Here is a 21,987-nt window from a genome sequence, read left to right as displayed (position 1 = left end):
TTCCCTTCGGTCTTGCGTTTCCGACTCTATCAGACTCTTTCGTGTCCGATTCCCAGTCGGCGGGCCGCTTTCCAGTTCCACGCTTTCGCGTTTCCCTTTCCGGCGATTCCGACTCTATCAGGCCTTTTCTCTCTCTCCGACCACTATTTCTGCGGGCATGCGGAAATAGAATGCGGTTGAGATTCTTGGGCTGATCCAGAAGCTGCCGACCCCCGACTTGAAGTCGCGACGGGGCCAGGCAGGAGTACGACAGTACAGCTCGCCACGGGGCGAGGCAAATCGCTTGCGGTGCAGCCCGGAGTCTGTCAACCCACTGCTCCCGCACAGAACCGGGACTTATTATGACTTACCCTGCTGAAACAGTACGCCGCCCTCTGAGAGGCCCCACATGACCAGCGTGACATCCCCGCTCGCCGGACTCGCGATTGGACTGGCCGCGGTGCCGGATCCCGTCTTCTCCGGCGCGATGGTGGGCCCCGGCACTGCCATCGACCCCGTACGCGAGCCGTCGGACGCGGTGTCCCCTGTCGACGGCATCGTGGTCTCCCTGCATCCGCACGCGTTCGTCGTCGTCGACGGCGAGGGGCACGGGGTGCTGACTCACCTCGGCATCGACACCGTTCAGCTCAACGGCGAGGGATTCGAACTGCTCGTCAACAAGGGGGACACCGTCGCGCGCGGGCAGGCCATGGTGCGCTGGGATCCGGCCGCAGTCGAAGCCTCCGGCAAGTCCCCCATCTGCCCTGTCGTCGCGCTGGAAGCCACCGCGGACTCCCTCTCGGACGTTTCCGAGAGCGGTGACGTCGCGGCCGGCGATTCGCTCTTCAGCTGGCAGTGACATCGGCGCCGTACATAGCGGTGCATCGGTCAACCACCCTGGCGCCGGAAGGCGCCGCGACAGACGGAGACGGGTGACATGCAGACAACGCTGCGAGGCGTCGGCGTGAGCCACGGTGTGGCCATCGGCGAGGTCAGGCACATGGGCACGGCTGTTCTCGAACCGCCGGCCAAGCAGATCCCGGCGGAGGACGCGGAACGCGAACAGGGCCGCGCCCGGCAGGCCGTGGAAGCTGTGGCCGCCGACCTGATCGCGCGGGGCAACCTGGCCGGCGGCGAGGCACAGCACGTGCTGGAGGCGCAGGCCATGATGGCCCAGGACCCGGAGCTCATCGCCGATGTCGACCGGCGTATCGCCGTGGGCAGTTCGGCCGAGCGCGGGGTGTACGACGCGTTCGCCTCCTACCGGGCGCTGCTCGCCGGTGCCGGCGAGTACCTGGCGGGCCGGGTCGCGGACCTGGACGACGTGCGGAACCGTATCGTCGCGCGGCTGCTGGGTGTCCCGATGCCGGGTGTGCCCGACAGCGACGAGCCCTACGTACTGATCGCCAGGGATCTCGCCCCAGCCGACACCGCTCTGCTCGACCCCGCGCTGGTCCTCGGTTTCGTGACCGAGGAGGGCGGGCCCACCAGCCACAGCGCGATCCTGGCGCGGGCGCTCGGTGTGCCGGCCGTCGTGGCCCTGCCCGGCGCGGGTGAACTGGCCGAGGGCACCGTCGTGGCCGTGGACGGCAGTACCGGTGAGATCTTCGTCCGGCCGAGCGACGAGAAGCGCGCCGAGCTGCTGGCCGCGGCTACCGCCCGCAAGGCCGCGCTGTCCGCTGCGACCGGCCCCGGGGCAACGTCGGACGGCCACAAGGTGCCGCTGCTCGCCAACATCGGCGGCCCCGGCGATGTCGCGGCAGCGCTGGAGGCGGGCGCCGAGGGTGTCGGCCTCTTCCGGACCGAGTTCCTGTTCCTGGACGACTCCGCCAAGGCGCCGTCGGAGGCGAAGCAGGTCGAGGCGTACCGCTCCGTGCTGGAGGCGTTCCCGGAGAGCCGGGTCGTCGTGCGGGTGCTGGACGCCGGGGCCGACAAGCCACTGGATTTCCTGACGCCGGCCGACGAGCCGAACCCCGCCCTCGGTGTGCGGGGGCTGCGGTCGCTCCTCGACCACCCGGATGTGCTGCGCGCCCAGCTGACCGCACTGGCCACGGCTGTTGAGGGTCTGCCGGTGTACCTGGAGGTCATGGCGCCGATGGTGGCGGACCGCACCGACGCCAAGGCGTTCGCCGACGCCTGCCGGGAGGCCGGGCTGCACGCGAAGTTCGGCGCGATGGTGGAGATCCCGTCCGCCGCTCTCCGGGCGCGCTCCATCCTCCGTGAGGTCGAATTCCTCTCGCTGGGCACCAACGACCTGGCGCAGTACACCTTCGCGGCGGACCGCCAGGTCGGGGCGGTGTCGCGGCTGCAGGATCCGTGGCAGCCCGCGCTGCTCGACCTGGTGTCGATGGCCGCCGAGGCGGCGAAGGCCGAGGCCAAGAGCTGTGGTGTGTGCGGTGAGGCCGCCTCCGATCCGACGCTCGCCTGTGTACTCACCGGTCTCGGGGTGACCAGCCTTTCCATGGGTGCGGCTGCCATTCCGTACGTCCGCACGACGCTGGCTCAGCACACACTCGCCCAGTGCGAGCGTGCGGCTGCCGCGGCGCGTGCCGCGGACTCGGCGGACGAAGCGCGGCTGGCGGCTCAGGCGGTGCTGTCCGGCGAGTAGCCACGCGTGGTTCCGGCGCCCGAGGGGGCTTCCTGCCGTGTCCGGCCGGGAGCCCCCTCGGGCGTGTCGGTCAGTGGTGGGGGTCGTCGTCGGGGATCGCGTATCCCGCGCAGTGGTCGACGCCCGGTTCCGGTGCCACCGGATCGCCGGTGTCGGCATCGGTGCAGTAGGCGCTGAACACCTCGCCCGCGGTGAGCGGCAGCAGTCGGCCGCGCTGGAGCCGCCAGCCCCTGACCCTGTCGTCCTGGCCCGGCACCGTCGTACGGATGACGATCCCGCCGGGGCTCTCCAGGGCCATACCGGCGGCGAGCACGGTCACGAAAGCCGCGCCCTCCGTGTGGTCGAGCCGGGGACGGGAGTCCTCTCCACTCTCGGCGTGCAGGACGGCGAGGAGCGGTTCGTCCTCGGTGGGAATGCTGCAGACGAGATGGTGGACTCCGCACTCCGCGCCGTCCAGCAGGCTCTTCAGTGCGCGGGAGGCCCGGTCGAAGGATGTCGTGCCGATGTCCTGGCCGCAGTCGGCGCACTCCCCCGCCTCGGCCAGCACCATGGTCGCGTACTCCAGGGTGGCCCGGCATACCGCGGCGTTGATGAGGAGCGGGACGAGTCGGTCGATGGGCTGGCCGGTGTACGGGACGGTCGCACCGACCGCCGCGATGCCCGCGGTGAAGCGTGTCCGGCTGTCCGCCGAGTCCGGGTCGAGCCCGGCCGCCGTGCAGAACTCCTCGTACTCCTCGGGGTCGAAGAGTGCGACCGTCGTGTGCACCTCCTCTGCGGTGAGGGCCCGCAGCAGGCCCTCGACCTGCTGGAGGTAGGCCGTGTGGTCGTCGAAGGTGAAGGTGCGGTAGCGCCGCATCGCCGCGAAGTCCTGCTCGTCGGCCAGCAGGCCGACGGTGCTCGGTGCTTCGCGGCGCAGTGCCTGCCGCATGGATCCGGTCCGGTGTGTCTGCGCCATGACTCCCCCTGAGCGCGATCGATCATTGCTCACTCACAGTAACCGGGGCCACTGACAGTGCCATGGGGACAGCCGTCGGGAGCGCGCCGTACGGTCCTGGGCCGGGGCTCGCGCCGGGGCTCGCCTCGGCTGCCGGAGCCGGGTGTCAGCCGCGGTCGCGGGCCAGCTTCTCGTAGAAGTGCAGGAGTTCGAGGTTGTCGACCGAGCCGGGGTTGACCGCCTTGTCGAGCGCTGCTCCCTGGAGCAGCCGTTTGACCGGGACCTCGATGCGTTTGCCGGTGAGGGTGTGCGGGATCGCGGGGACCTCGATGATGTCGTCGGGGACGTGGCGCGGAGAGAGCTGCTCGCGGATCGTCTGCTTGATGCGCAGCCGCAGGCCGTCGTCGAGCGGGGTGCCCGGGGCGAGGTGGACGAAGAGCGGCATCCAGTAGCCGCCGTCGGGTTCTTCGACGCCGATGACCAGTGATTCGCGGATCTCGGGGAGCCGCTCGACCGCTTCGTAGATGTCGGCGGATCCCATCCGGACGCCCTGCCGGTTGAGGGTGGAGTCCGAGCGTCCATGGATGATCACCGAGCCGTGGCCGGTGATCGTGATCCAGTCGCCGTGCCGCCAGACTCCGGGGTACGTCTCGAAGTAACTGCCGCTGTAGCGGCTGCCGTCGGGGTCGTTCCAGAAGCGGACCGGCATGGACGGCATCGGGTTGGTGACGACGAGTTCGCCGACCTCGTCGATGAGGGGGCGGCCCTGTGGATCCCAGGCCTGGAGGTCGGTGCCGAGGCAGGCCGCCTGGAGTTCACCGATGTGGACCGGGAGGGTGGGCACGGCGCCCGCGAAGCAGCTGCACACATCCGTACCGCCGCTGACCGAGGCGATCCAGAGGTCCTTGCCTGCCGCTTCGTGGAGCCAGCGGAATCCGTCGGGCGGGAGGGGGGAGCCGGTCGTGGCGACGCACTTGACGCGGGAGAGGTCGTGGTCGCGGGCGGGTTGGACGCCCGCCTTGCGGCAGGCCATGACGTAGGCGGCGGACGTGCCGAAGAGGGTGGTCCCGGTGCGTTCGGCGATGCGCCACTGCGCGTCGGTTCCGGGGTGGCCGGGGCTGCCGTCGTACAGGACGATCGTGGTCCCGGTGAGCAGGCCGGAGACGAGGAAGTTCCACATCATCCAGCCGGTGGACGTGTACCAGAAGAAGCGGTCGCCGGGACCGAGGTCGCAGTGCAGGCCGAGCTGTTTGAGGTGCTCCATCAGGATGCCGCCCTGGGACTGCACGATGGCCTTGGGGAGTCCCGTCGTCCCCGAGGAGTAGAGGACCCAGAGCGGGTGGTCGAAGGGAACCTGCTCGAACACCGGCTCCGTGTCGCCGGACGTGACGGCGGACCAGTCGAGCGCGCCGTCGGGAGCCGGGGTGCCGAGCAGCGGGACGTGGATCACGGCGCGCAGGGTGGGCAGTTCGGCGCGGAGTTCGGTGACGGTGTCGCGCCGGTCGTGGGACTTGCCGCCGTAGCGGTAGCCGTCGACGGCGAACAGGACGACCGGTTCGACCTGCTGGAAGCGGTCGAGGACGCTGCGGGCGCCGAAGTCGGGGGCGCAGGAGGTCCAGACGGCGCCGACGGCCGCGGTGGCGAGCAGCGCGGTGACGGCCTCGGGGATGTTGGGCAGGTAGCCGCTGACGCGGTCGCCGGGGCGTACCCCCAGTGCGCGCAGTTCGGCGGCGAGCGCCCCCACCTGGCGGCGCAGTTCGGACCAGCTGACGGTCCGCGGGTCCTGCCTCTCGTCGACGTGCAGCAGGGCGGGCTCCGGTGCGCGGGCCGGGTCGGTGGCGGTCCGCAGGGCGTGCTCCGCGTAGTTGACACTGGCTCCGGGGAACCATTGGGCGCCCGGCATGGAGCGGTCGGCGAGCACGCTCTCGTACGGGGTCGTGAACCGGATGTCGAACCAGTCGGCGACCGCCTGCCAGAAGGTGGCGAGCTCCTCGACCGACCAGCGGTGCAGTGCGGCGTACCCGCCGTCGGCCGGTGCGCCGTACCGCTCGGCGGCCCAGGCCTGGAAGCGGGTGATCCTGGCACCGTCGATCCGTTCCTGGCTGGGCTGCCAGAGGGGTGCGGCGTTCGATGGGTTCATGGGGCGGCTCCCGGGCTGTACGCATGGTGTGCGTGTGGGCGCGCACGTGCGAGGGGTGTGCGCGTGACACGGCTGGCAGCGACGATGCCATGTGATCGTCCTGCGCACCAGGGCGGGCCGGCCGGCGTCGGCATGGTGAACATCTGGTCAAGGGCGAGGTGAACGGCGGCTGAACGGCCCTCGCGTCCCGGGGCCGGGATGGCAGTGTGATCAGCATGGACGGTCGCGGCCTGGTCCGCTCGGTGAAGGCGTTCGGTTCGGCTCGGGGGCGGCTGGCCCTGCGCACCGCCCTGCGCAGACGGCGTACGGACGCGGCGGAGCTGCCGCCGCGCGGTGCCGAACGGGCGCGGGTGCCCGGTGCGGTGACCGGTGTGGAGCACCGGCCGGGCGGCGGTGTCGTCCGGTTCACCCGCTCGGAGCTGCTGGTACGGGTGGCGGTGGGCGGCGCGGTCTTCTGGGGGTGGGACGGCGCGGAGCCGGCTCCCTCGTACGCGCTGGCGGGCGGCTGCCCCGAGGCGGATCCGCGGGCCGTCCTCGAACCGGACAAGGACGGCGGATGGCGGGTGGTCTCGGAACGGGTGACCGTCACGGTGTCCCGGCAGGGGTCCGTGGAGATCCTGACTCCGGGCGGTGTGCGGATCCGCCGTGAGCTGCCCCCGCGCTGGTGGGAGCCGGTGTCCGGCGGCGCGGCGCGCTGGGTGCAGCGGGCCGAGGTCCCGGCCGACGCGCGCTTCTTCGGGCTCGGCGGGCGGGCGTCGGGGCCCCGGCTGCGCGACGGCACGTACCACCTGTGGAACACCGATCCGCGCGGTGGCTTCGGACCGGGTGACGACCCGCTCTACATCACCATGCCGGTGCAGCTGGTGGTGGCCGACGCCGGGACCCATCTGGTCTTCCACGACAACACCCGGGAGGGCCGGGTGACGCTGGCCGAGGGCCGGGAGGGTGCGGGTTCCGGGCATGACAGGCCGGGCTCCAGCGAGGTGCGGATGGGCGGCGGCCCGCTGCGCTGCTGGGTGGTGACCGGCACCCCGGCGCGGGTCCTGCTGGGCTGGACCGCGCTGACCGGACGGCCCGCGCTCCCGCCGTCCTGGGCGCTGGGGCCGCAGCACGCGCGGTGGGGTTTCGGGAGTGCGCGGGAGGTCCGCAGGGTCGTCGCCGGATACCGGGAGCACGGGCTGCCCCTGACGGCGCTGCATCTGGACATCGACCACTACGACCGGCATCAGGTGTTCACGGCCGACGGCGAGCGGTTCCCCGATCTCCCCGGTCTCGCGGAAGAGCTCGGGCGGCACGGCGTACGGCTGGTCTCGATCGTCGATCCGGCCGTGAAGGCCGAGCCGGGCAACCGCGTGTACGACGAGGGGCTGGCCGCCGGTGCCTTCGTCGGGGACGCGCGGGGCGGGGCGGTGCGCGGGGTCGTCTGGCCGGGTGAGTGCGTCTTCCCCGACTTCACGGCGCCGCACGTGCGGGCCTGGTGGGGCGGGCTGTACGCGGAACGCCTCGCGCAGGGTTTCGCCGGCTTCTGGCACGACATGAACGAGCCCGCCTCCATCGTCCCGTTCGGGGATCCGACGCTGCCGCTGTCGTCACGGCACGCGCTGGAGGGCCGCGGCGGCGATCACCGGGAGGCGCACAACGTCTACGGCCTGACGATGGCGCGGGCGGGGTACGAGGGGCTGTGCGCGCTGCGCCCCGATGAGCGCCCCTTTCTGTTCTCGCGCTCCGGGTGGGCGGGGATGCAGCGGTACGGCGGGACCTGGTCGGGCGATGTGACGACGGGGTGGCCCGGACTGCGCGCCTCGCTCTCACTGGTGCTGGGGCTCGGGCTGTGCGGGGTTCCGTACTCGGGCCCGGACGTGGGCGGCTTCGACGGCAGCCCCTCCCCCGAGCTGTATCTGCGGTGGCTCCAGCTGGCGTCCTTCCTGCCGCTGCTGCGCACCCACTCGGCGATCCGGGCGGGGCGCAGGGAGCCGTGGGAGTTCGGCGCGGAGACCCTGGAGCACGCGAGGGCGGCGCTGGTGGAACGGGAGCGGCTGCACCCGTACTTCGTGACGCTGGCGCACGTGTCCCGGCTGACCGGCGCACCGTATGTGCGGCCGGTCTGGTGGAGTTCGCCGGGGGACCGTGCCCTGCGGGACTGCGAGGACGCCTTCCTGCTCGGGGACAGCCTGCTGGTGGCACCGGTCCTCGACCGCGGCGGCGACCGGCGGACGGTGCGGCTGCCCCGGGGGCGGTGGTACGACACGGCGACCGGCGCGGCCCACGAGGGGCCGGGTCAGGTGGTGCTGGACGCGCCCCTGTCGCGCGTACCGGTGCTGGCGCGGGCCGGTTCGGTGATCCCGGTACGGGGTGACGGCGGCGGTACCGAGCTGGAGGTCTGGGCCCCGGCCGCCGGGCGTACGGGGGGCGGGGTGGTCGTCCGGGACGCCGGTGACGGGTGGGAGGAACCGGAGGTCGAGCGCTACACCGCAGCGCTGGAGGACGGCCGGGTGGTGGTCGGGCTGGTGGTGGCGGAGGGTTCGGTGGAGCCGGGGTGCCCGGTACGGGTGCGGGGGCTCGGGACGTAGGGCCTGCCGTCCGGACCTCTTCACGCTCGGCGAAACCGCACACCGACCCGGCTGATGCCGCCCCAGCGGCCGTCGTTCTCCTGCTGCCCGGATCAGGGCCGAGCACGGCAGACGGGCCTTGGCGGGATCGGACGCGGCCCGGGCCGGAGGCAGCCCGGGTTCAGTCGGAGGCAGCCCGGGTTCAGCTGTGCCGTCCGGCGAACCAGCCCCGGACGGCCGCGGTGTGCAGCGGGAAGCAGAGGTCCGTGGCCGCCCTGAGGATGTGCCAGCCCGCCGTCTCGTCGGTGGGCGCGGACGGCGGGAGACTCGCCGCTGCGCGTTCCGGGAGAAGGCCGAAGAGCAGCAGGTGGCCGTCCGGCGAGCTGCGGGCGTCGGCCAGCCGTACGTCCTGCTGCCCGGCTGGGATGCCCGTCTCCTCCCGCAGCTCGCGCACGACGGCGTGCTGCCATGTTTCGGTGCCGTCGATGAAGCCGCCGGGCAGGGCGATCCCGCCGGCCTGCGGTTCGTTGGTCCGGGTGATGACGACGAGTCCGGTGCCCCGCTCGTCCCGTACCGGCAGCAGGGCCACGGCGACGGGGAGCGGGTTGCGGTAGGCCGTGCTCCCGCAGGACGGGCAGGTGCGGGGCCATTCAGCGGCGGCGAACGGGGCGCCGCAGCTCGAACAGTGGGAATCCCTGACAGGCTCGTCGGAAGGCTCGTTCATGAGCGCGGACTGTAGCCGATCGTGCTTCCCCTGAGGCCCGTTCACCTGATAAATGGAATGCCCATGACACGACTGACCTCCGCCGCACGGTCCCTGGCCGTGGCCGCCGCCGCCCTGTTCGCCCTCTCCTCCGTCACACCGGCCGCGGCGCGGCAGGAGCCGCGGGCGCCCCGGGACTTCGTCGCGCTGCGCTCCGTGGACCCGACGATCATCCAGGAGATGCGCTACCCGTACGAGCACAACTTCACGGGCGCACCGGTCGACGGCTACGACCAGCCGCTGTGCATCCTCACCCGCCCCGCAGCGGAGGCCCTGCACCGGGCCCAGACGAAGCTGCTGCGCCGTGGCTACTCACTCAAGGTCTACGACTGCTACCGGCCGCAGCGGGCCGTCGACAACTTCGTGCGCTGGGCCGAGGATCCGGACGCACTGACGATGAAGGCCGAGTTCTATCCGCGGGTCGACAAGTCGCGTCTTTTCGCGGACGGCTACATCGCGGAGAAGTCCGGGCACAGCCGGGGCAGCACCATGGATCTCACCCTGGTGAAACTGCCGGCCCTGCCGACCCGTCCGTACCGCCACGGGCAGCAGCTGGCCCCCTGCTACGCGCCGAAGGCGCAGCGCTTCCCGGACAACTCCATCGACATGGGGACGGGGTTCGACTGCTTCGACACCCTCGCGCACACCGACGATCCGCGGATCAAGGGCGTCCAGCGCACCCACCGCGACATGCTGCGGACCGCCCTGGGCGCCGTCGGCTTCGTCAACCTTCCCGAGGAGTGGTGGCACTTCACCTACCAGCCGGAGGTCTTCCCCGACCGCTACTTCGACTTCCCGGTCGCGTGGCGCTCGGTGGCCGGTCACCGCTGACGGCGGCAGAACCGGCAAGCGTGGCAGTGGGGCAGCGGCCGGGACGACGGGTCGGGCGGCCCCCTTCTTCCCCGGTGCACAGCGGGGGCCTACCGTCTCCCCATGACGCAGCAGACGTGGGATTCGTACGAGGAGTTCTGGCCCTACTACGTCGCGATGCACTCGCGTGCGGCGACCCGGTGGGTGCATCTCACCGGCACACTCACCGGGCTCGCGGTGACGGCCTACGGACTGGCGCGCGGCCGGAAGCGGTATGCGGCCGCGCTGCCGCTCATCGGATACGGGACCGCCTGGCCCGCACACTTCCTCATCGAGGGGAACAACCCGGCCTCGTTCGGGCACCCGGTCTGGTCGCTCCGGGGCGACGTCCGGATGATCCGGACGATGCTGGCGGGCCGTGACCACGAACTGGCCGCCACCGCCGCCAAGTGGCTCGCGGAGAACGGCTGACCCTGTCACACTCAATACTCCTGACGTACCGTCAGATGACTGATGCCGGGAGGGGTTTTGACGCGCACGCGCACACCCGTGGTGGCCGGATGGTTCACGGCCGATGCCGGGGAGAACGACTTCCGGCTGCTGGGCACCCGGTGCTCGGCCTGTTCCGCCGTCTTCTTCCCCCGTGAGGACACCTTCTGCCGCAACCCCGGCTGCCCGGGCGGGGAGCTGGCGGAGGTGCCGCTCTCCGGACGCGGCCGCGTCTGGTCGTACACCGACGGCCGGTACCGGCCCCCCGCGCCGTACGTCTCGGATCCCGGCGTGGAGTGGGAGCCGTACACCCTGGTCGCCGTCGAGCTGGAGGCGGAGGGCATGGTCGTGCTCGGGCAGGCCGCGCCGGACGTGGCCCTGGCGGACCTTGCGGTCGGGGCAGAGGTGGAAGTCGTGCCGGGCGTGCTCAACGAGGACGCGGACACCGTCTGGACCACCTGGCACTGGCGGCCGGTGCGGACACCGGAGGCGCTCTCATGACCGGCGACATAGCGGTCCTGGGCGCCGGGATGCACGCCTGGGGCAAGTGGGGGCGGAGCTTCGTCGAGTACGGGACGGCGGCGGCCCGTACCGCGCTGGCCGACGCCGGGATCGGCTGGCAGGACGTGCAGTCGGTGGTCGGCGCCGACACGGTGCGCTGCGGCTATCCCGGATATGTGGCGGGCGCGACCTTCGCGCGGGCGCTCGGCTGGCAGGGGGCCCGCGTCACCAGCGTGTACGCGGCGTGCGCCTCCGGGGCGCAGGCCATCAGCACGGCCAGGGCCCAGATCCTCGCGGGAATGGCCGACGTGGCGCTGGTGGTCGGCGCGGACTCGGCGCCGAAGGGGTTCTTCGCCCCTGCGGGCGGTGAGCGGCCCGACGACCCGGACTGGCTGCGGTTCCGGGTGCTCGGGGCCACCAACCCGGCGTATTTCGCGCTGTACGCGCGCCGCCGGATGGCCGTGCACGGCGACACCCTTGAGGACTTCGCGCGGGTGAAGGTGAAGAACTCGGTAGCGGGCGCACTCAATCCCAACGCGCGCTACCGCAAACCGGTCGGCCTCGATGACGTGGCCGCTTCCCCGGTGGTCGCGGACCCGCTGCGGCTGCTCGACATCTGTGCGACCTCCGACGGCGCGGCCGCGCTCGTGCTCACCAGCATGGAGTTCGCGCGCCGGCACGGGGTGGCGCACCCCGTCCGTATCCGTGCGGTGTCCACCGTCACCCCGACGTATCCGCGGACGGTCCTCGACCTGCCGGACATCGCCACCGACTCGGCCACCGCCGTGCCGGCCCCCGCGGAGTCCTTCCGGTCCTCCATCGCGCGGGCGGCGTACGAGGAGGCGGGGACCGGCCCCGAGGACATCTCGCTGGCCGAGGTCTACGACCTGTCGACGGCGCTGGAGCTGGAGTGGTACGAGGACATCGGGCTCTGCGCGCCGGGCGAGGGCGCGAAGCTCGTACGGGAGGGTGCCACCGCGCTCGGCGGGCGCGTCCCGGTCAACACCAGCGGCGGGCTGGCCTCCTTCGGTGAAGCGGTGCCCGCCCAGGCCATCGCGCAGGTCTGCGAAGCGACGTGGCAGCTGCGCGGCCGGGCAGGCGCGCGTCAGGTGCCGGGGGCGCGGGCCGCGATCACCGCGAACCAGGGGCTGTTCGGGCACGGGTCGTCGGTGATCGCCGTCCGCTGAGCGCCCGGGGGCTGCCGTGGGGGCGTCCGGGCTCAGGTGACGGCGTGCGCCCGGGCTCCGGACGCGAGGGCCATGGCGTTCTCCACGACGGCCACCAGAACCTCCTTCACCGTCTCCCGGTCCCGCGCGTCACACGTCAGGACGGGCACATCGGGGTCGAGGTCGAGGGCCGAGCGCACCGTCTCCCCCGGGTAACGGGCTGCCCCGTCGAAGCAGTTGACGGCCACCGTGAACGGGATGGAGCGCCGCTCGAAGTAGTCGACGGCCGCGAAGCAGTCCTCCAGACGGCGGGTGTCGGCGAGGACGACCGCACCCAGCGCGCCCTGCGCCAGCTCGTCCCAGAGGAACCAGAAGCGGTCCTGCCCCGGGGTGCCGAACAGATAGAGGACGAGGTCCTCCTTGAGCGTGATGCGGCCGAAGTCCATGGCCACCGTGGTGGTGGTCTTCTGCTCCACGCCGTCCGTCGAGTCGACCGGGCGGCCCGCCTCGCTCAGGGTCTCCTCGGTGCGCAGCGGCCGGATCTCGCTGACCGCGCCCACCAGCGTGGTCTTGCCCACGCCGAAGCCGCCCGCCACCAGGATCTTGAGGGTCACCGGCTCGACGAACTGCTGGTTGCGGCTAGAGCGCCCGAAGGCCATTGATTACCTCGCGAAGAATGCTGACGTCCGGCAGTTCCGCCGGCGGTACGGGCTGGGTGACACGGACGAGTTCGTCGTCGACGAGGTCGCCGACCAGGACCCGCACCACCCCCACGGGCAGGTCGAAGTCGGCCGCGAGCTCGGCGATGGACTGCGGTGCGGTACTGCACCGCTCGACGATGTCCACGTGCTCGGGAGAGAGCGTCTGGTCCCGGCCAGGATCGTCGGCGGCCGGCTCGGGGACGACCAGTGCGATCAGGTCGAGGCGGTGGCCGCCGTCGGAGCCGGTACGGCCGCGCGTCATGGCGTACGGCCGGACCACGGGTCCGGCGTCGTCGTCGAACCAGTGGTGCGCCGGTGGCCGGCCCGCGTCGCTCATGGCGTCCCCCTCACCCTCCCGCGGTGAGCCCGCTCCGCGGGGCCGTCGCGAGGTGGGCACCGACCCGCTTCACCATCAGTGTCATCTCGTACGCCACCAGGCCGACGTCCGAGTCCGCGTCGGACAGCACGGCCAGGCAGCTGCCGTCGCCCGCCGCCGTGATGAAGAGGAAGGCTTCGTCCAGCTCCACGACCGTCTGACGGACCTTGCCCGCCTCGAAGTGGCGTCCGACGCCCTTGGCCAGGCTGTGGAAGCCGGAGGCGACGGCCGCCAGGTGCTCGCCGTCCTCCCGGGTCAGGTCCTTCGAGGCGCCGGTTGCCAGGCCGTCTCCCGAGAGGACCAGTGCCTTGCGGATGCTGCCGACCCGGTCGACGAGCTCGTCGAGGAGCCAGTTGAGCTCGCCGGGGCCCCCTGCGGCGTGGTGTGCTGCTGCGTTCGGTACGGTCATCGACCGGTCCCCTCCGATGTGGTTCCTGGTGCTGTGTCGGCCGGTCCGGTGCCGACTTCCGCTGATTCTGCCGAGTCCTGTGCGGAGTTGTCGCGGCGGCCCCGCTGCCAGCCCCGCTGGAGCGATGCCATCCGGCTGCGTACCTCGTCCGCGTCGCGTTCGTCGTCGTCCACCGCGGCCGGTTCGGCGGCGGGGGCTGGTGCGCCCCTCAGCTGTGGCGCCAGATTCGCCTGGCGCACCCGGCGGGGCAGCCCGTCGGGGCCCGCCACCGGGGGGCCGGTGCGCGGCGGTTCGGTACGTGGGGGTGTGGTGCGCGGCGGTGCCGTCCGGGGCGATTCGCCACGGGAGGGTGCGGTACGCGGCGGTTCGGCGCGCGGGGGCCCGGTCCGCCGGGGCTCGGTCCGCCGGGGCTCGGGGATGTCGACCCTCCGCCCGTGGTCGGAGACGAGGGTCGGCTGTCCGGGCTTGCGGCGCCGGGGCAGCCCGACCGGGCCCGCCGGACGGGTGGCTCCCTGGGGCGCCGCTCCTTCGTCGGGGGTCTGCTGGTGCTGGTCGGGCGCCGGGGCCACCGCTCGGTTGCGGAAGATCCCGCCCGGTGTGCTGTCCTCGTCGGCCAGGTCCGCCGCATCGTCGAACGTCAGGGAATCGACGGGCGGTTCCAGTTCGACCGGCCCGTCGATCACCGACACGGGCGTGCGCCCGGCGGAGGGCACCGGCGCGAGCCCGGAACGCGAGCCCGACCGGAGGGCGGAGCGCCGGTCGGAACGGAATCCGCTGCCGTCGGTGCCGGATCCGGCGGCCGCGCCGCCGGCGTCCGGGGCGTCGTCCTCCGGCTCCGGCGCATCGGTCAGCAACGCCACCGGGATGAAGATGACGGCCGTGGTCCCGCCGTACGGCGAGGGCTGGAGCGAGATCCGGACGTTCTGCCGCTGCGCGAGCCTGCTCACCACGAAGAGGCCGAGCCGGTCGGTGTCCGAAAGCTCGAACTCGGGTGTCTCGGCGAGGCGGAGATTGGCGTCGAGCAGCGCGTCGGGAGCGAGGCCGAGTCCGCGGTCGTGGATCTCCAGGGTGAAGCCGTTGGCGACCCGCTCGCCCAGTACCTGCACCGCTGTGTGCGGGGGCGAGAACACCGTGGCGTTCTCCAGGAGTTCGGCGATGAGGTGGGTGAGGTCGGCGACGGCCGGGCCGCCGACCCCGATCCTCGGCAGCCGCCGTACCTCGATCCGCTCGTAGTCCTCGACCTCGGCGACCGCCGCGCGTACGACGTCCATCAGCTGGACCGGCTTGCGCCACTGCCGGGAGGGGGAAGCTCCGGAGAGGATCACGAGACCCTCGGCGTGGCGGCGCATACGGGTGGTGAGGTGGTCGAGGCGGAACAGGTCCGCCAGCTCCTCGGTGTCCTCCGTACGGCGCTCCATGGTGTCCAGCAGCGTCAGCTGCCGGTGCAGCAGGACCTGGTTGCGGCGGGCGAGGTTCACGAAGACGTCGGAGACCCCGCGGCGCAGATCGGCCTGGCGCACGGCCGCTTCGACGGCAGCGCGCTGGACGGTGTTGAGGGCCAGACCGACCTGGCCGACCTCGTCCTTCGCGTACTCCAGGCGCGGAGCCTCGGTCTCGATGTCGACCTGCTCCCCGGCGGCGAGGCGTCGCATCACTGCGGGCAGCCGCACCCCGGAGACCTCGTGGGCCTCCTTGCGCAGCCGGCTGAGGTCACGGACGAGTTCGCGCCCGATGCGCACGGACACCACCAGGGACACCAGCAGTCCGCCGATTCCGAGCAGCGCGGCGATCCCCGCCTTGGCGAAGACGCTGACGGCAGCGGGCCTCACCCGGTCCTGGAAGTCCTTGCGGGCCCCGGCTCCCAGTGTGTCGAGATGGCTGAGCGTCCGGTCCGCGTCCGAGGTCCAGCGGGACGCGGAGCCGGTGATGGTGGAGCTGCCGGGGTTCTTGCTGATCGCCGTGGATTCGGTGGTGCGCACCGGGATGGTGGCGGGGCCGCTCCAGTAGGCGCTGAAGGCGTCGCTCTCCTGGCCTGGCAGCAGGGGCAGGCTGACGGTGTAGTACATCTTCCGGACCGTGATGAGGTCCGAGAGGTCGCGCAGGTCCCTGGAGTCGAGCCGCCCGGACGTGAAGGCGGAGCCGAGAAGCGCGTCCTCACGCGAGAGCGCCTCGCGGGCCCGGCTGACGCCGACGAGGCCGCGCGCCTCCTTGTCGAGGCCGGAGTTCTGCAGGGTGGGCAGGTCGGCAAGGAAGTCGAGCACCTGGTCGCAGAGCCGGTTGTACTGGTCGTACGCCTCGCGGCGGGTCACCTCGTGGTTACCGGCGTTGTGCCGCAGCGGGCCGAGCCCGGCGAACCCGTCGAGTACCGTGCGCAGCTGCCGTCCGGACTCCCCGCCGAGCGCCGAACGCGCGTCGCTCCGGCCGGCGCTGCGGCGCAGCAGAGCCACGGACGCGTCGGTCTCCGCCCGCTGGGTGCGCAGTTCGGACTGGATGTCCGAGGCGCCCGGGTCGACCAACTGGCGCAGGGTGAGGGAGCGTTCCCGCTCGACATCCCTGAGAGAGTCGACGAGCGGATGCGCCACTCTCTTGTAGACGGTGCCCGAGCGCATCAGTTGCAGGGCGTCCCGGCCCGTGACGTAGACGGAGAACGTCCAGATCGCCGTCAACGCGACAAGTGGGACCAGCAACAGCGCCACGATCTTCCTGCGGATGGACCTCCCGCGAAAGCGCATGGCCTCCCCCAGCTCAACCCCGCCCGGCGGGGGTGGTGTTCCGTCAATAAACGGCGTGAGCCTACTACTGCCGCACGGGCAACTCGAAGGGACGTCCGGACTATTTTCAGCCGCAGACAGGGGAGTTGATCATGCCATGTCCCGGTATCCCAGCAGATCGTCTTCCCTGATCCGGTAAGAGAGCACTGTCAGGACGGCCATTTCCACCCCTGTACAGATGGCTGGAATTCTATGAATAGCGGGAATCTTTCACGGCAGTTGTTCGTCCTTGGGTACGAGGGGCGCACCCCGGGCGGGGACGCTTGAACCGACCCAAGCCGGGCATCCGTTCTGGAGTCGGACAGCGCCGAGGCGTGAAGGTCGAGGGCGGAGAGAGCATGACCATCGAAGAGGGCGAGGCCCCCCTGCGGACGCTGTGGGTCGAGGAGCCCGTCGGGCGGTACCGGCTGCCGGACCCGGTGCGCGGAAGCGCGGTGCGTGCCGTGCTCATCGTGTCCGTGACGCTGATCCAGGCGGTGACGGCTTTCCTCTCCACCGTGGCGGGCTCCTGGCTGGCCTTCCCGATGGTGCTGGGCAGTGTGGCGAGCACGGTCGTGGCGACCTGGGCGGTACTGGACGTCTGGATCACCCGGCAGGTGTGGAACCAGCGCCACGGCGTGACGTCGGCCCCCAGCAGCACCGCCCGCCAACTCCGCAAGGAGCGGCGCGCGGCACGGCGTTCGGCCCGCCGACAGGAGCGGGACGCCGAGCGGATACGCGCGAACCGCTCCGCCCGGCTGTCGCCCCAGTCCTGAGCCGACCCGGTCCTGAGCCGACCCGGTCCTCAGCGCCACGCCCTGAACTGCCAGGTCCTGAACCGCACGTCCTGAACCGCACGTCCTGGACCGCCCCGAGACCCATACCGTCCCCGCGCCTTCAGAGCTGCCCGGCGGTCTCCGTCCGACCGCTCGCCGTCCGGGCGGCCTGAGGCTACCGGGCGGCCTGAGGCGACTGGGCGGGTTCGGACTGCTCGGCTGCCTGGGACGGTTGGGGGCCCGGCTGGCTCCGTTTGAACATCCGGGTCGCGGTGATCTCGCCGTGCACCTGCTCCCCGCCTGGGTCCTGCTGCGGGAGACCCGGCCGCAGATGCTCCTCCACGCTGATGTACTTCAGCCCCGCCCGGAGGTCCGCGTCATTGCGCAACCTGATGACCAGGGGGAATTCGGCGAGTGCCGTGGTGTCGAACAGCCCGGTCGTATAGAGCAGCTGGACACCGAGTGCGTCGGAGACCGCGCGCTGGAGCTCCAGCAGATACGTGGCGTTAGCCCGGCCGATCGGGTTGTCGAGGAAGAGCGTCCCCGCGTGCCGGTGCCTGTCGCGGCCCCGGTCATTGCTGCGCAGGGCTGCCATCGTGCAGTAGAGGGCGATGGCCGCGGTCAGCAGCTGTCCGCCGGAGAAGACGTCGCCCATCTGTCCCACCGGGACCCGCTCCGCCCGGAGCACCGCGTCCGGCTTGAGGATCTCGACGGCCACGCCCCTGGGTTCGAGCGCCGCGTGGACGGCCCGCAGCAGCAGCGACATCCCGTCCCTGCGCAGGTCGGAGTTCTTCTTCAGGGCCGCCCTGGTCGCCTCGTCGATGACCTCGCCGAGCCGTTCGGCGAGGGTGGCCTGGTCCGGCTCCTCGAAGCGGATCCGCAGGAACTCCTGCCCCGACCACTCCCCGAGGCCTTCGGGCAGCCGGGAGAGCCGCTGGGCGGAGCGCAGTGTGGTGAGCGCGGACTCCACCAGCCCGCGCAGCCGGTCCACGATCGAGTCGCGGTTGCGCTCCAGCTGCTCCAGCTCGTCGGTGAGCACCCGCAGCCGGGGGGCGAAGGCCGCCGCCCACTTCTCGGCGTGCTCGGGCAGAGCGGCCGCGGGCAGTTCGCGGATCTGCTGGCGTGCCGGGGTGCGGACCTGCTCGTAACGGGTGGCGTTGGCGTGTCGTACGAGGATGTCGCTCGCCTCCCGCACGGCCGACTCGGCCGCCGACAGGTCACCGGCGCAGCCGCGCAGTGAGCGGCGGGCCTCGGCGGCCGACTCCCGCGCCTCCTCCTGACTGCCCGGGTACGGCTCGGGCGGCGCGGATTCGGTGCTCTCGCCGTCCTGATGCGGTTCCCGGAGCAGGTCCCGCAGCAGCGCCGCCGATTCGTCGAAGCCGCCCGCCGCGTCCTCCGACGCCCGGTGGGCGCGCAGGAGTTCGGCGTGGGCCGCCCGGGAGGTCTCCAACGCGTCGGTGTGGGAGCCCAGTTCGGCGGTTGCGGTGCGCAGCAGGGTCTGCGCGGCGTCCGCGTCGGCCGGTACGAGTGCGTCGGGCAGCTCGGTGTGGGCGTCCGCACCGTCCGCGGGGGCCAGCCGCTCGGCCTCGCCGCGCAGCCGGCCGAGCTGTTCACTGGCGGCCGAGGCCCGTGTCTCCAGCATCTGGACGAGCGACTCGGCGCGGGCGGCGGCCGCCTGCCGGGACGGGCCGTCGGCGCCGTCGGTCGATTCGAGCAGCTGGGAGGCTCGGGTACGGACCTTGTTGGAGAGCCGGTCGAGTTCGGCGCGGGCCGCGCTCTCGTCGCTCTCGGCCCTGGCCTGCTCGGCGCGGAGGTCGGCTCCGACACCGACCTTCTCGTACAGCTGGGAGGCGGCACGGTAGGCCTCCCGCAGGGCCGGCAGGGCGGAGCGCCGCGCGCCCGCTTCCGGTTCGGGCAGGTCCTCGGGCACGCCCGCGATCTCGGACCGCTCGGCCCGCAGGGCGCGGGCGGTGCGGCGCGCGTCGTCGGCGGCCCGCTGGGCGGCCCTGCGGTCCTCGTCGGCGGCCCTGGCACGCTCCAGGCAGGTCGCGGCCCGGGATTCCGACTCGGCCGCCTCGTCGCCCAGTTCGCGCAGCGTGACCTGCCAGCCCGCCCGTTCGCGGAGCCGGAAGGCGAGTCCGGAGAGCGCGTCGGCGACCCGCCGGGCGCGCTGGGCGGCGTCCTGGCGTTCGTCGCGCACCCGGGCGGCGTCGGCGGCAGCCTCGTCCGCCTCGGCCCTGGCGGTACGCGCCTCCTCCAGCGCCGCTGTGGCGGACCCGGCCGCCTCCTTGGCGCTGCCCGCGGCAGCGGCGAGTTCGTCGAGCGTGCCGGGCGGGCAGGTGGCACGCCAGGACCCGAGCCGGGCGGCGAGCGTCCGGTCGCCGCCCAGCCGGGCGGCGAGCCCGCGGATCTCCTCGTCGCGCCGGCCCGCACGGGAGCGCAGCGCCTGCCGCTCCTCGTCGGCGGCGTGCTCGTCGTGCATGGCCGGGTTCGGCGGTACGAGGAACACGTCGCCGTCCCCGGTACCGGACGGACCGGGGCCCGGGACAGGTGCCAGCAGCGCGGACGCGGTGCCGACGGCGACCGCGGAGCGCGGCAGCAGGGCGGCCCCGCCGAGGACGGAGCGGGCCCGGCCGTGGGCGGCCGGGTCGGTGATGACCACCCCGTCGACCAGCTCGGGTCGGGCGGCCAGCACCGCCGCGTGGTCGGCGGGGTCCACGGCCTGCGCGAGATAGCGCCAGCCGGGCAGGGCGGGGATGCCGTGCTCGCCCAGGAACTCGACGGTGGCCAGCACGTCGGGTCCCGGGGGCAGCAGCCCGCCGTCGCCCAGTGCGCCGAGGATCCGGGAGTCGTCCGCGGCGGCGGTGCGCAGTTCGAAGAGCTGCCGTTCGGCCGACGCGACGCCCCCGTCGAGCAGTTCCTGGAGCTCTTCCGCGCTGCGGTCCAGTTCGGCTGCGGTGAGTCGGCCGCGCGTCAGGGTGTGGGCGTGGCGCTGCGGCTCGCGGGCGGTGGCCGGTGCGTCCTGGACCCCGCCGGCTCCGGGGCCCCCCGCGCCCGCGTCGTCCGCGGTGGCCGCGCCCCGGGGCCGGTCCGCATCCCGGGGCGTCGTGCCGTTACGGGGCTGGGGCAGCCCGACAGCCGGGCCGGATGCCGGTGTCGCCGGCGCTGTCGATCCGGCGGGCAGACTGAGCAGTTCGGCCAGCCGGGTCTCCGCCGCGATGGATTCGGCGGTGCGCAGCTCTGTCTCGTACGCGTGCTCGGCGGCGCGCGCCGCGTCCGCGGCCCGGGCGGCGGCGAGGTCGGCCCGGCTCTCCCGGGAGGCAGCCGCCTTGGCCTCGTCCGCCGTGCCGCGTGCCTGGTCCCGGGCCGCGTCCCAGGCGGCCACCGCTGTCTTCTCCGCGTCGCTGGCCGCCAGGGCGGCGCGCGCCGGATCCGCGTCGGGCGCCGTGTCGTCCAGCCAGCCCGCGCGGACGGCCTCGGAGGTTTCCTGGCCGACCTCGGCGAGGCGCTGGCGCAGATGTCCGGCCTCGCTGCGGGCGCGCTGCGCCTCGGTAGCCGCGGCGGTGGCGTCGCGGTGGGCGGCCTCGCCCGCCGTCTGGAGTGCGGCCGCGCGCTCCTCCTCCTCGTTGGCGAGCTGCTCGCCGCTTTCGGCTGCCGAGTGGAGTGCGCGGACCAGGTCGGCCGCCGCGGTGGCACGGGCGGCCAGGGCCGGGGCGGCGTCCCGCTCGGCCTCGCGGATGGCCACGGCGACCCGGGCGGACCGGTCGGCCGCCGCACGGTGCCGCAGCACCGCCTCGGCCGCCTGCCACGCCGAGTGGAACGTCCGCGCGTCGGCCAGCTCCCGGCGCTGCGCCGCAGCGGACTTCTCGGCGACGGTGAGCGCCAGTGAGGCGTGCCGGTAGGCCAGTTCGGCGGCGATCAGCGCGCTGCGGGCGCGGGCGTCCTCGGCCTGTGTGACGGTGTGGGCGGCGGACGTGACCTGCTGGGCGAGGTCGGAGGCGCGGCCCCGCTCCTCGGCGGCACGGGAGGAGAGCCTGCGGGCGAGGGTGCGCGTACGGCGCTCGGCGCCCGCGTGGACGTCCCTGGCCCGCGAGCGCACCGCCGCGGCGTCGACGATGCGGCCGAGCAGGTCGACCGAGCCCGCGGTGAAGTCCCGCTCCGCGGTGAGTTCGGCGCGGCGGCCGAGCTTGCTGCCGAAACTGCCGACGAGGTCGGCCAGGCCGTCCGTGTCGCGGGTGTCGGTGACGGCCCGCAGGAGCAGATCGGTGAAGTCGGAGTCCTTCTTGACCGCGAAGAGACCGGCCGCCTCGCCCTCGTCGGCGTTCATCTCGCGCTGGTAGCGGAAGAGTTCGGGGTCGAGGCCCAGATCGCCGAGGTGCTCGTTCCAGCGGTCGTGGATCTCCTCCCAGTGGACGTCCAGATGGGGATAGAACTTGCCGGCCTCGGTGATCGCGTCACGGAAGCCCTTCATGGTGCGGCGCCTGCCCCGCGCCCCGGACACACCTTCCACCGGCGGCCGTACGGTGGTGGCTTCGGCGACCGGAAGGGAGTCGAGGCTCAGCCCGGGTCCCGGCCGGAACGAATACCACGCCTCGGCGAACTTCCGCGGGTCGTTGGAGACCTGCCGGCCGCGCCACTCGCTGGCCTTGCCGACCACGACGAGCTCACCGGTGAGGGTGTGCTGCCACTCCAGGGCCACGTGGCCGCAGTCGTCGGCGAGCAGGAACTTGCGCAGCACGCCGGAGCTGGCGCCGCCGAGAGTGTTGCGGTGGCCCGGCAGCATCACCGAGAAGATCAGCTTCAGCAGGACCGACTTGCCCCCGCCGTTCTCCAGGAAGAGGACACCGGCGGGTGCGGGGCGGCGCGGCGGGCCGACCGGCTCCTCCTCGAAGAACTCCGCCTGGGCCGGGGCCGGGCTGGGCACGGGGGCGCCCACTCCCCGCAGGTCGAGCACGGTGTCGGCGTAGCGCGCACCGGCAGGTCCGATGGAGTAGAGGCGGACCCGGGACAGCTCGTACATGGCGGCGGACTCTCGT

General features: G+C 72.8%; 16 protein-coding genes. 8 read left to right on the top strand and 8 right to left on the bottom strand.

Annotation, left to right across the window (positions count from 1 at the left end; all coding sequences use genetic code 11):
• Nucleotides 1-388 precede the first annotated feature (388 nt).
• Together OG285_RS31135 and ptsP are read left to right on the top strand one after the other, a co-directional pair.
• Entirely contained in the window at nt 389-838 is a 450-nt protein-coding gene (locus tag OG285_RS31135; protein WP_356829118.1) for a PTS glucose transporter subunit IIA, read from the top strand.
• A gap of 78 nt (nt 839-916) precedes the next feature.
• On the top strand, nt 917-2,587 hold the full coding sequence (ptsP, locus tag OG285_RS31130; protein ID WP_356829120.1) for a phosphoenolpyruvate--protein phosphotransferase: 1,671 nt from the start codon (nt 917-919) through the stop codon (nt 2,585-2,587).
• A gap of 70 nt (nt 2,588-2,657) precedes the next feature.
• Here the strand turns inward: ptsP and OG285_RS31125 are convergent, their stop codons facing one another.
• Both OG285_RS31125 and OG285_RS31120 read right to left on the bottom strand, forming a co-directional pair.
• On the bottom strand, nt 2,658-3,542 hold the full coding sequence (locus OG285_RS31125; protein ID WP_371792825.1) for a hypothetical protein: 885 nt from the start codon (nt 3,540-3,542) through the stop codon (nt 2,658-2,660).
• Nucleotides 3,543-3,687: 145 nt separating this feature from the next.
• Nucleotides 3,688-5,661: an acetoacetate--CoA ligase gene (locus OG285_RS31120; protein WP_371792824.1), complete on the bottom strand. Its 1,974-nt coding sequence runs from the start codon at nt 5,659-5,661 to the stop codon at nt 3,688-3,690.
• 215 nt (nt 5,662-5,876) lie between these two features.
• Here OG285_RS31120 and OG285_RS31115 point away from each other — a divergent pair, with 215 nt between their 5' ends.
• The gene (locus tag OG285_RS31115; RefSeq protein WP_356829126.1) at nt 5,877-8,231 is read left to right on the top strand and encodes a glycoside hydrolase family 31 protein; all 2,355 of its coding nucleotides are present in this window, start codon (nt 5,877-5,879) and stop codon (nt 8,229-8,231) included.
• Between the two features lie 181 nt (nt 8,232-8,412).
• On the opposite strand, the gene OG285_RS31110 is transcribed toward OG285_RS31115, so the two are convergent.
• A complete protein-coding gene (locus OG285_RS31110; RefSeq protein WP_356829128.1) occupies nt 8,413-8,934 on the bottom strand; it encodes an NUDIX domain-containing protein in 522 nt (173 codons plus the stop codon).
• 63 nt (nt 8,935-8,997) lie between these two features.
• Between OG285_RS31110 and OG285_RS31105 the strand changes: the two genes are divergently transcribed.
• The 4 genes from OG285_RS31105 to OG285_RS31090 all read left to right on the top strand — a co-directional run bounded on the left by OG285_RS31105 (nt 8,998) and on the right by OG285_RS31090 (nt 11,960).
• Nucleotides 8,998-9,804, top strand: a complete 807-nt coding sequence (locus tag OG285_RS31105) for a M15 family metallopeptidase (protein ID WP_371792823.1) — start codon at nt 8,998-9,000, stop codon at nt 9,802-9,804.
• 102 nt (nt 9,805-9,906) lie between these two features.
• The gene (locus OG285_RS31100) at nt 9,907-10,254 is read left to right on the top strand and encodes a DUF962 domain-containing protein (protein WP_356829132.1); all 348 of its coding nucleotides are present in this window, start codon (nt 9,907-9,909) and stop codon (nt 10,252-10,254) included.
• A 57-nt stretch (nt 10,255-10,311) separates the two neighbouring features.
• Complete coding sequence (locus OG285_RS31095; RefSeq protein ID WP_371792822.1) at nt 10,312-10,773, top strand: Zn-ribbon domain-containing OB-fold protein; 462 nt, start codon at nt 10,312-10,314, stop codon at nt 10,771-10,773.
• Entirely contained in the window at nt 10,770-11,960 is a 1,191-nt protein-coding gene (locus tag OG285_RS31090) for a lipid-transfer protein (protein ID WP_371792821.1), read from the top strand. Before OG285_RS31095 ends, OG285_RS31090 begins: the two co-directional genes overlap by 4 nt.
• 32 nt (nt 11,961-11,992) lie before the next feature.
• Here the strand turns inward: OG285_RS31090 and OG285_RS31085 are convergent, their stop codons facing one another.
• From OG285_RS31085 to OG285_RS31070, 4 genes are read right to left on the bottom strand one after another with little or no spacing between them, the layout of a single operon-like run.
• Entirely contained in the window at nt 11,993-12,598 is a 606-nt protein-coding gene (locus tag OG285_RS31085; RefSeq protein WP_356829138.1) for an ATP/GTP-binding protein, read from the bottom strand.
• Nucleotides 12,579-12,977 (bottom strand): DUF742 domain-containing protein, encoded by a 399-nt coding sequence (locus OG285_RS31080; RefSeq protein ID WP_327298766.1) that lies wholly within the window; start codon nt 12,975-12,977, stop codon nt 12,579-12,581. Before OG285_RS31080 ends, OG285_RS31085 begins: the two co-directional genes overlap by 20 nt.
• A gap of 10 nt (nt 12,978-12,987) precedes the next feature.
• On the bottom strand, nt 12,988-13,425 hold the full coding sequence (locus OG285_RS31075) for a roadblock/LC7 domain-containing protein (protein ID WP_356829140.1): 438 nt from the start codon (nt 13,423-13,425) through the stop codon (nt 12,988-12,990).
• Nucleotides 13,422-16,157 (bottom strand): nitrate- and nitrite sensing domain-containing protein, encoded by a 2,736-nt coding sequence (locus tag OG285_RS31070; protein ID WP_371792820.1) that lies wholly within the window; start codon nt 16,155-16,157, stop codon nt 13,422-13,424. The genes OG285_RS31075 and OG285_RS31070 overlap by 4 nt, the downstream gene beginning before the upstream one ends.
• 377 nt (nt 16,158-16,534) lie before the next feature.
• On the opposite strand from OG285_RS31070, the gene OG285_RS31065 reads away from it, so the two are divergent.
• Nucleotides 16,535-16,951, top strand: a complete 417-nt coding sequence (locus OG285_RS31065) for a hypothetical protein (protein WP_371792819.1) — start codon at nt 16,535-16,537, stop codon at nt 16,949-16,951.
• 175 nt (nt 16,952-17,126) lie between these two features.
• On the opposite strand, the gene OG285_RS31060 is transcribed toward OG285_RS31065, so the two are convergent.
• A complete protein-coding gene (locus tag OG285_RS31060) occupies nt 17,127-21,971 on the bottom strand; it encodes a hypothetical protein (RefSeq protein ID WP_371792818.1) in 4,845 nt (1,614 codons plus the stop codon).
• Nucleotides 21,972-21,987 lie beyond the last annotated feature (16 nt).

It is taken from the genome of Streptomyces sp. NBC_01471, assembly GCF_041438865.1.
Taxonomy (GTDB): Bacteria; Actinomycetota; Actinomycetes; order Streptomycetales; family Streptomycetaceae; genus Streptomyces.
Note: the sequence above shows the minus strand (reverse complement) of the source record. Positions and strands in the feature narration are given on the sequence as shown.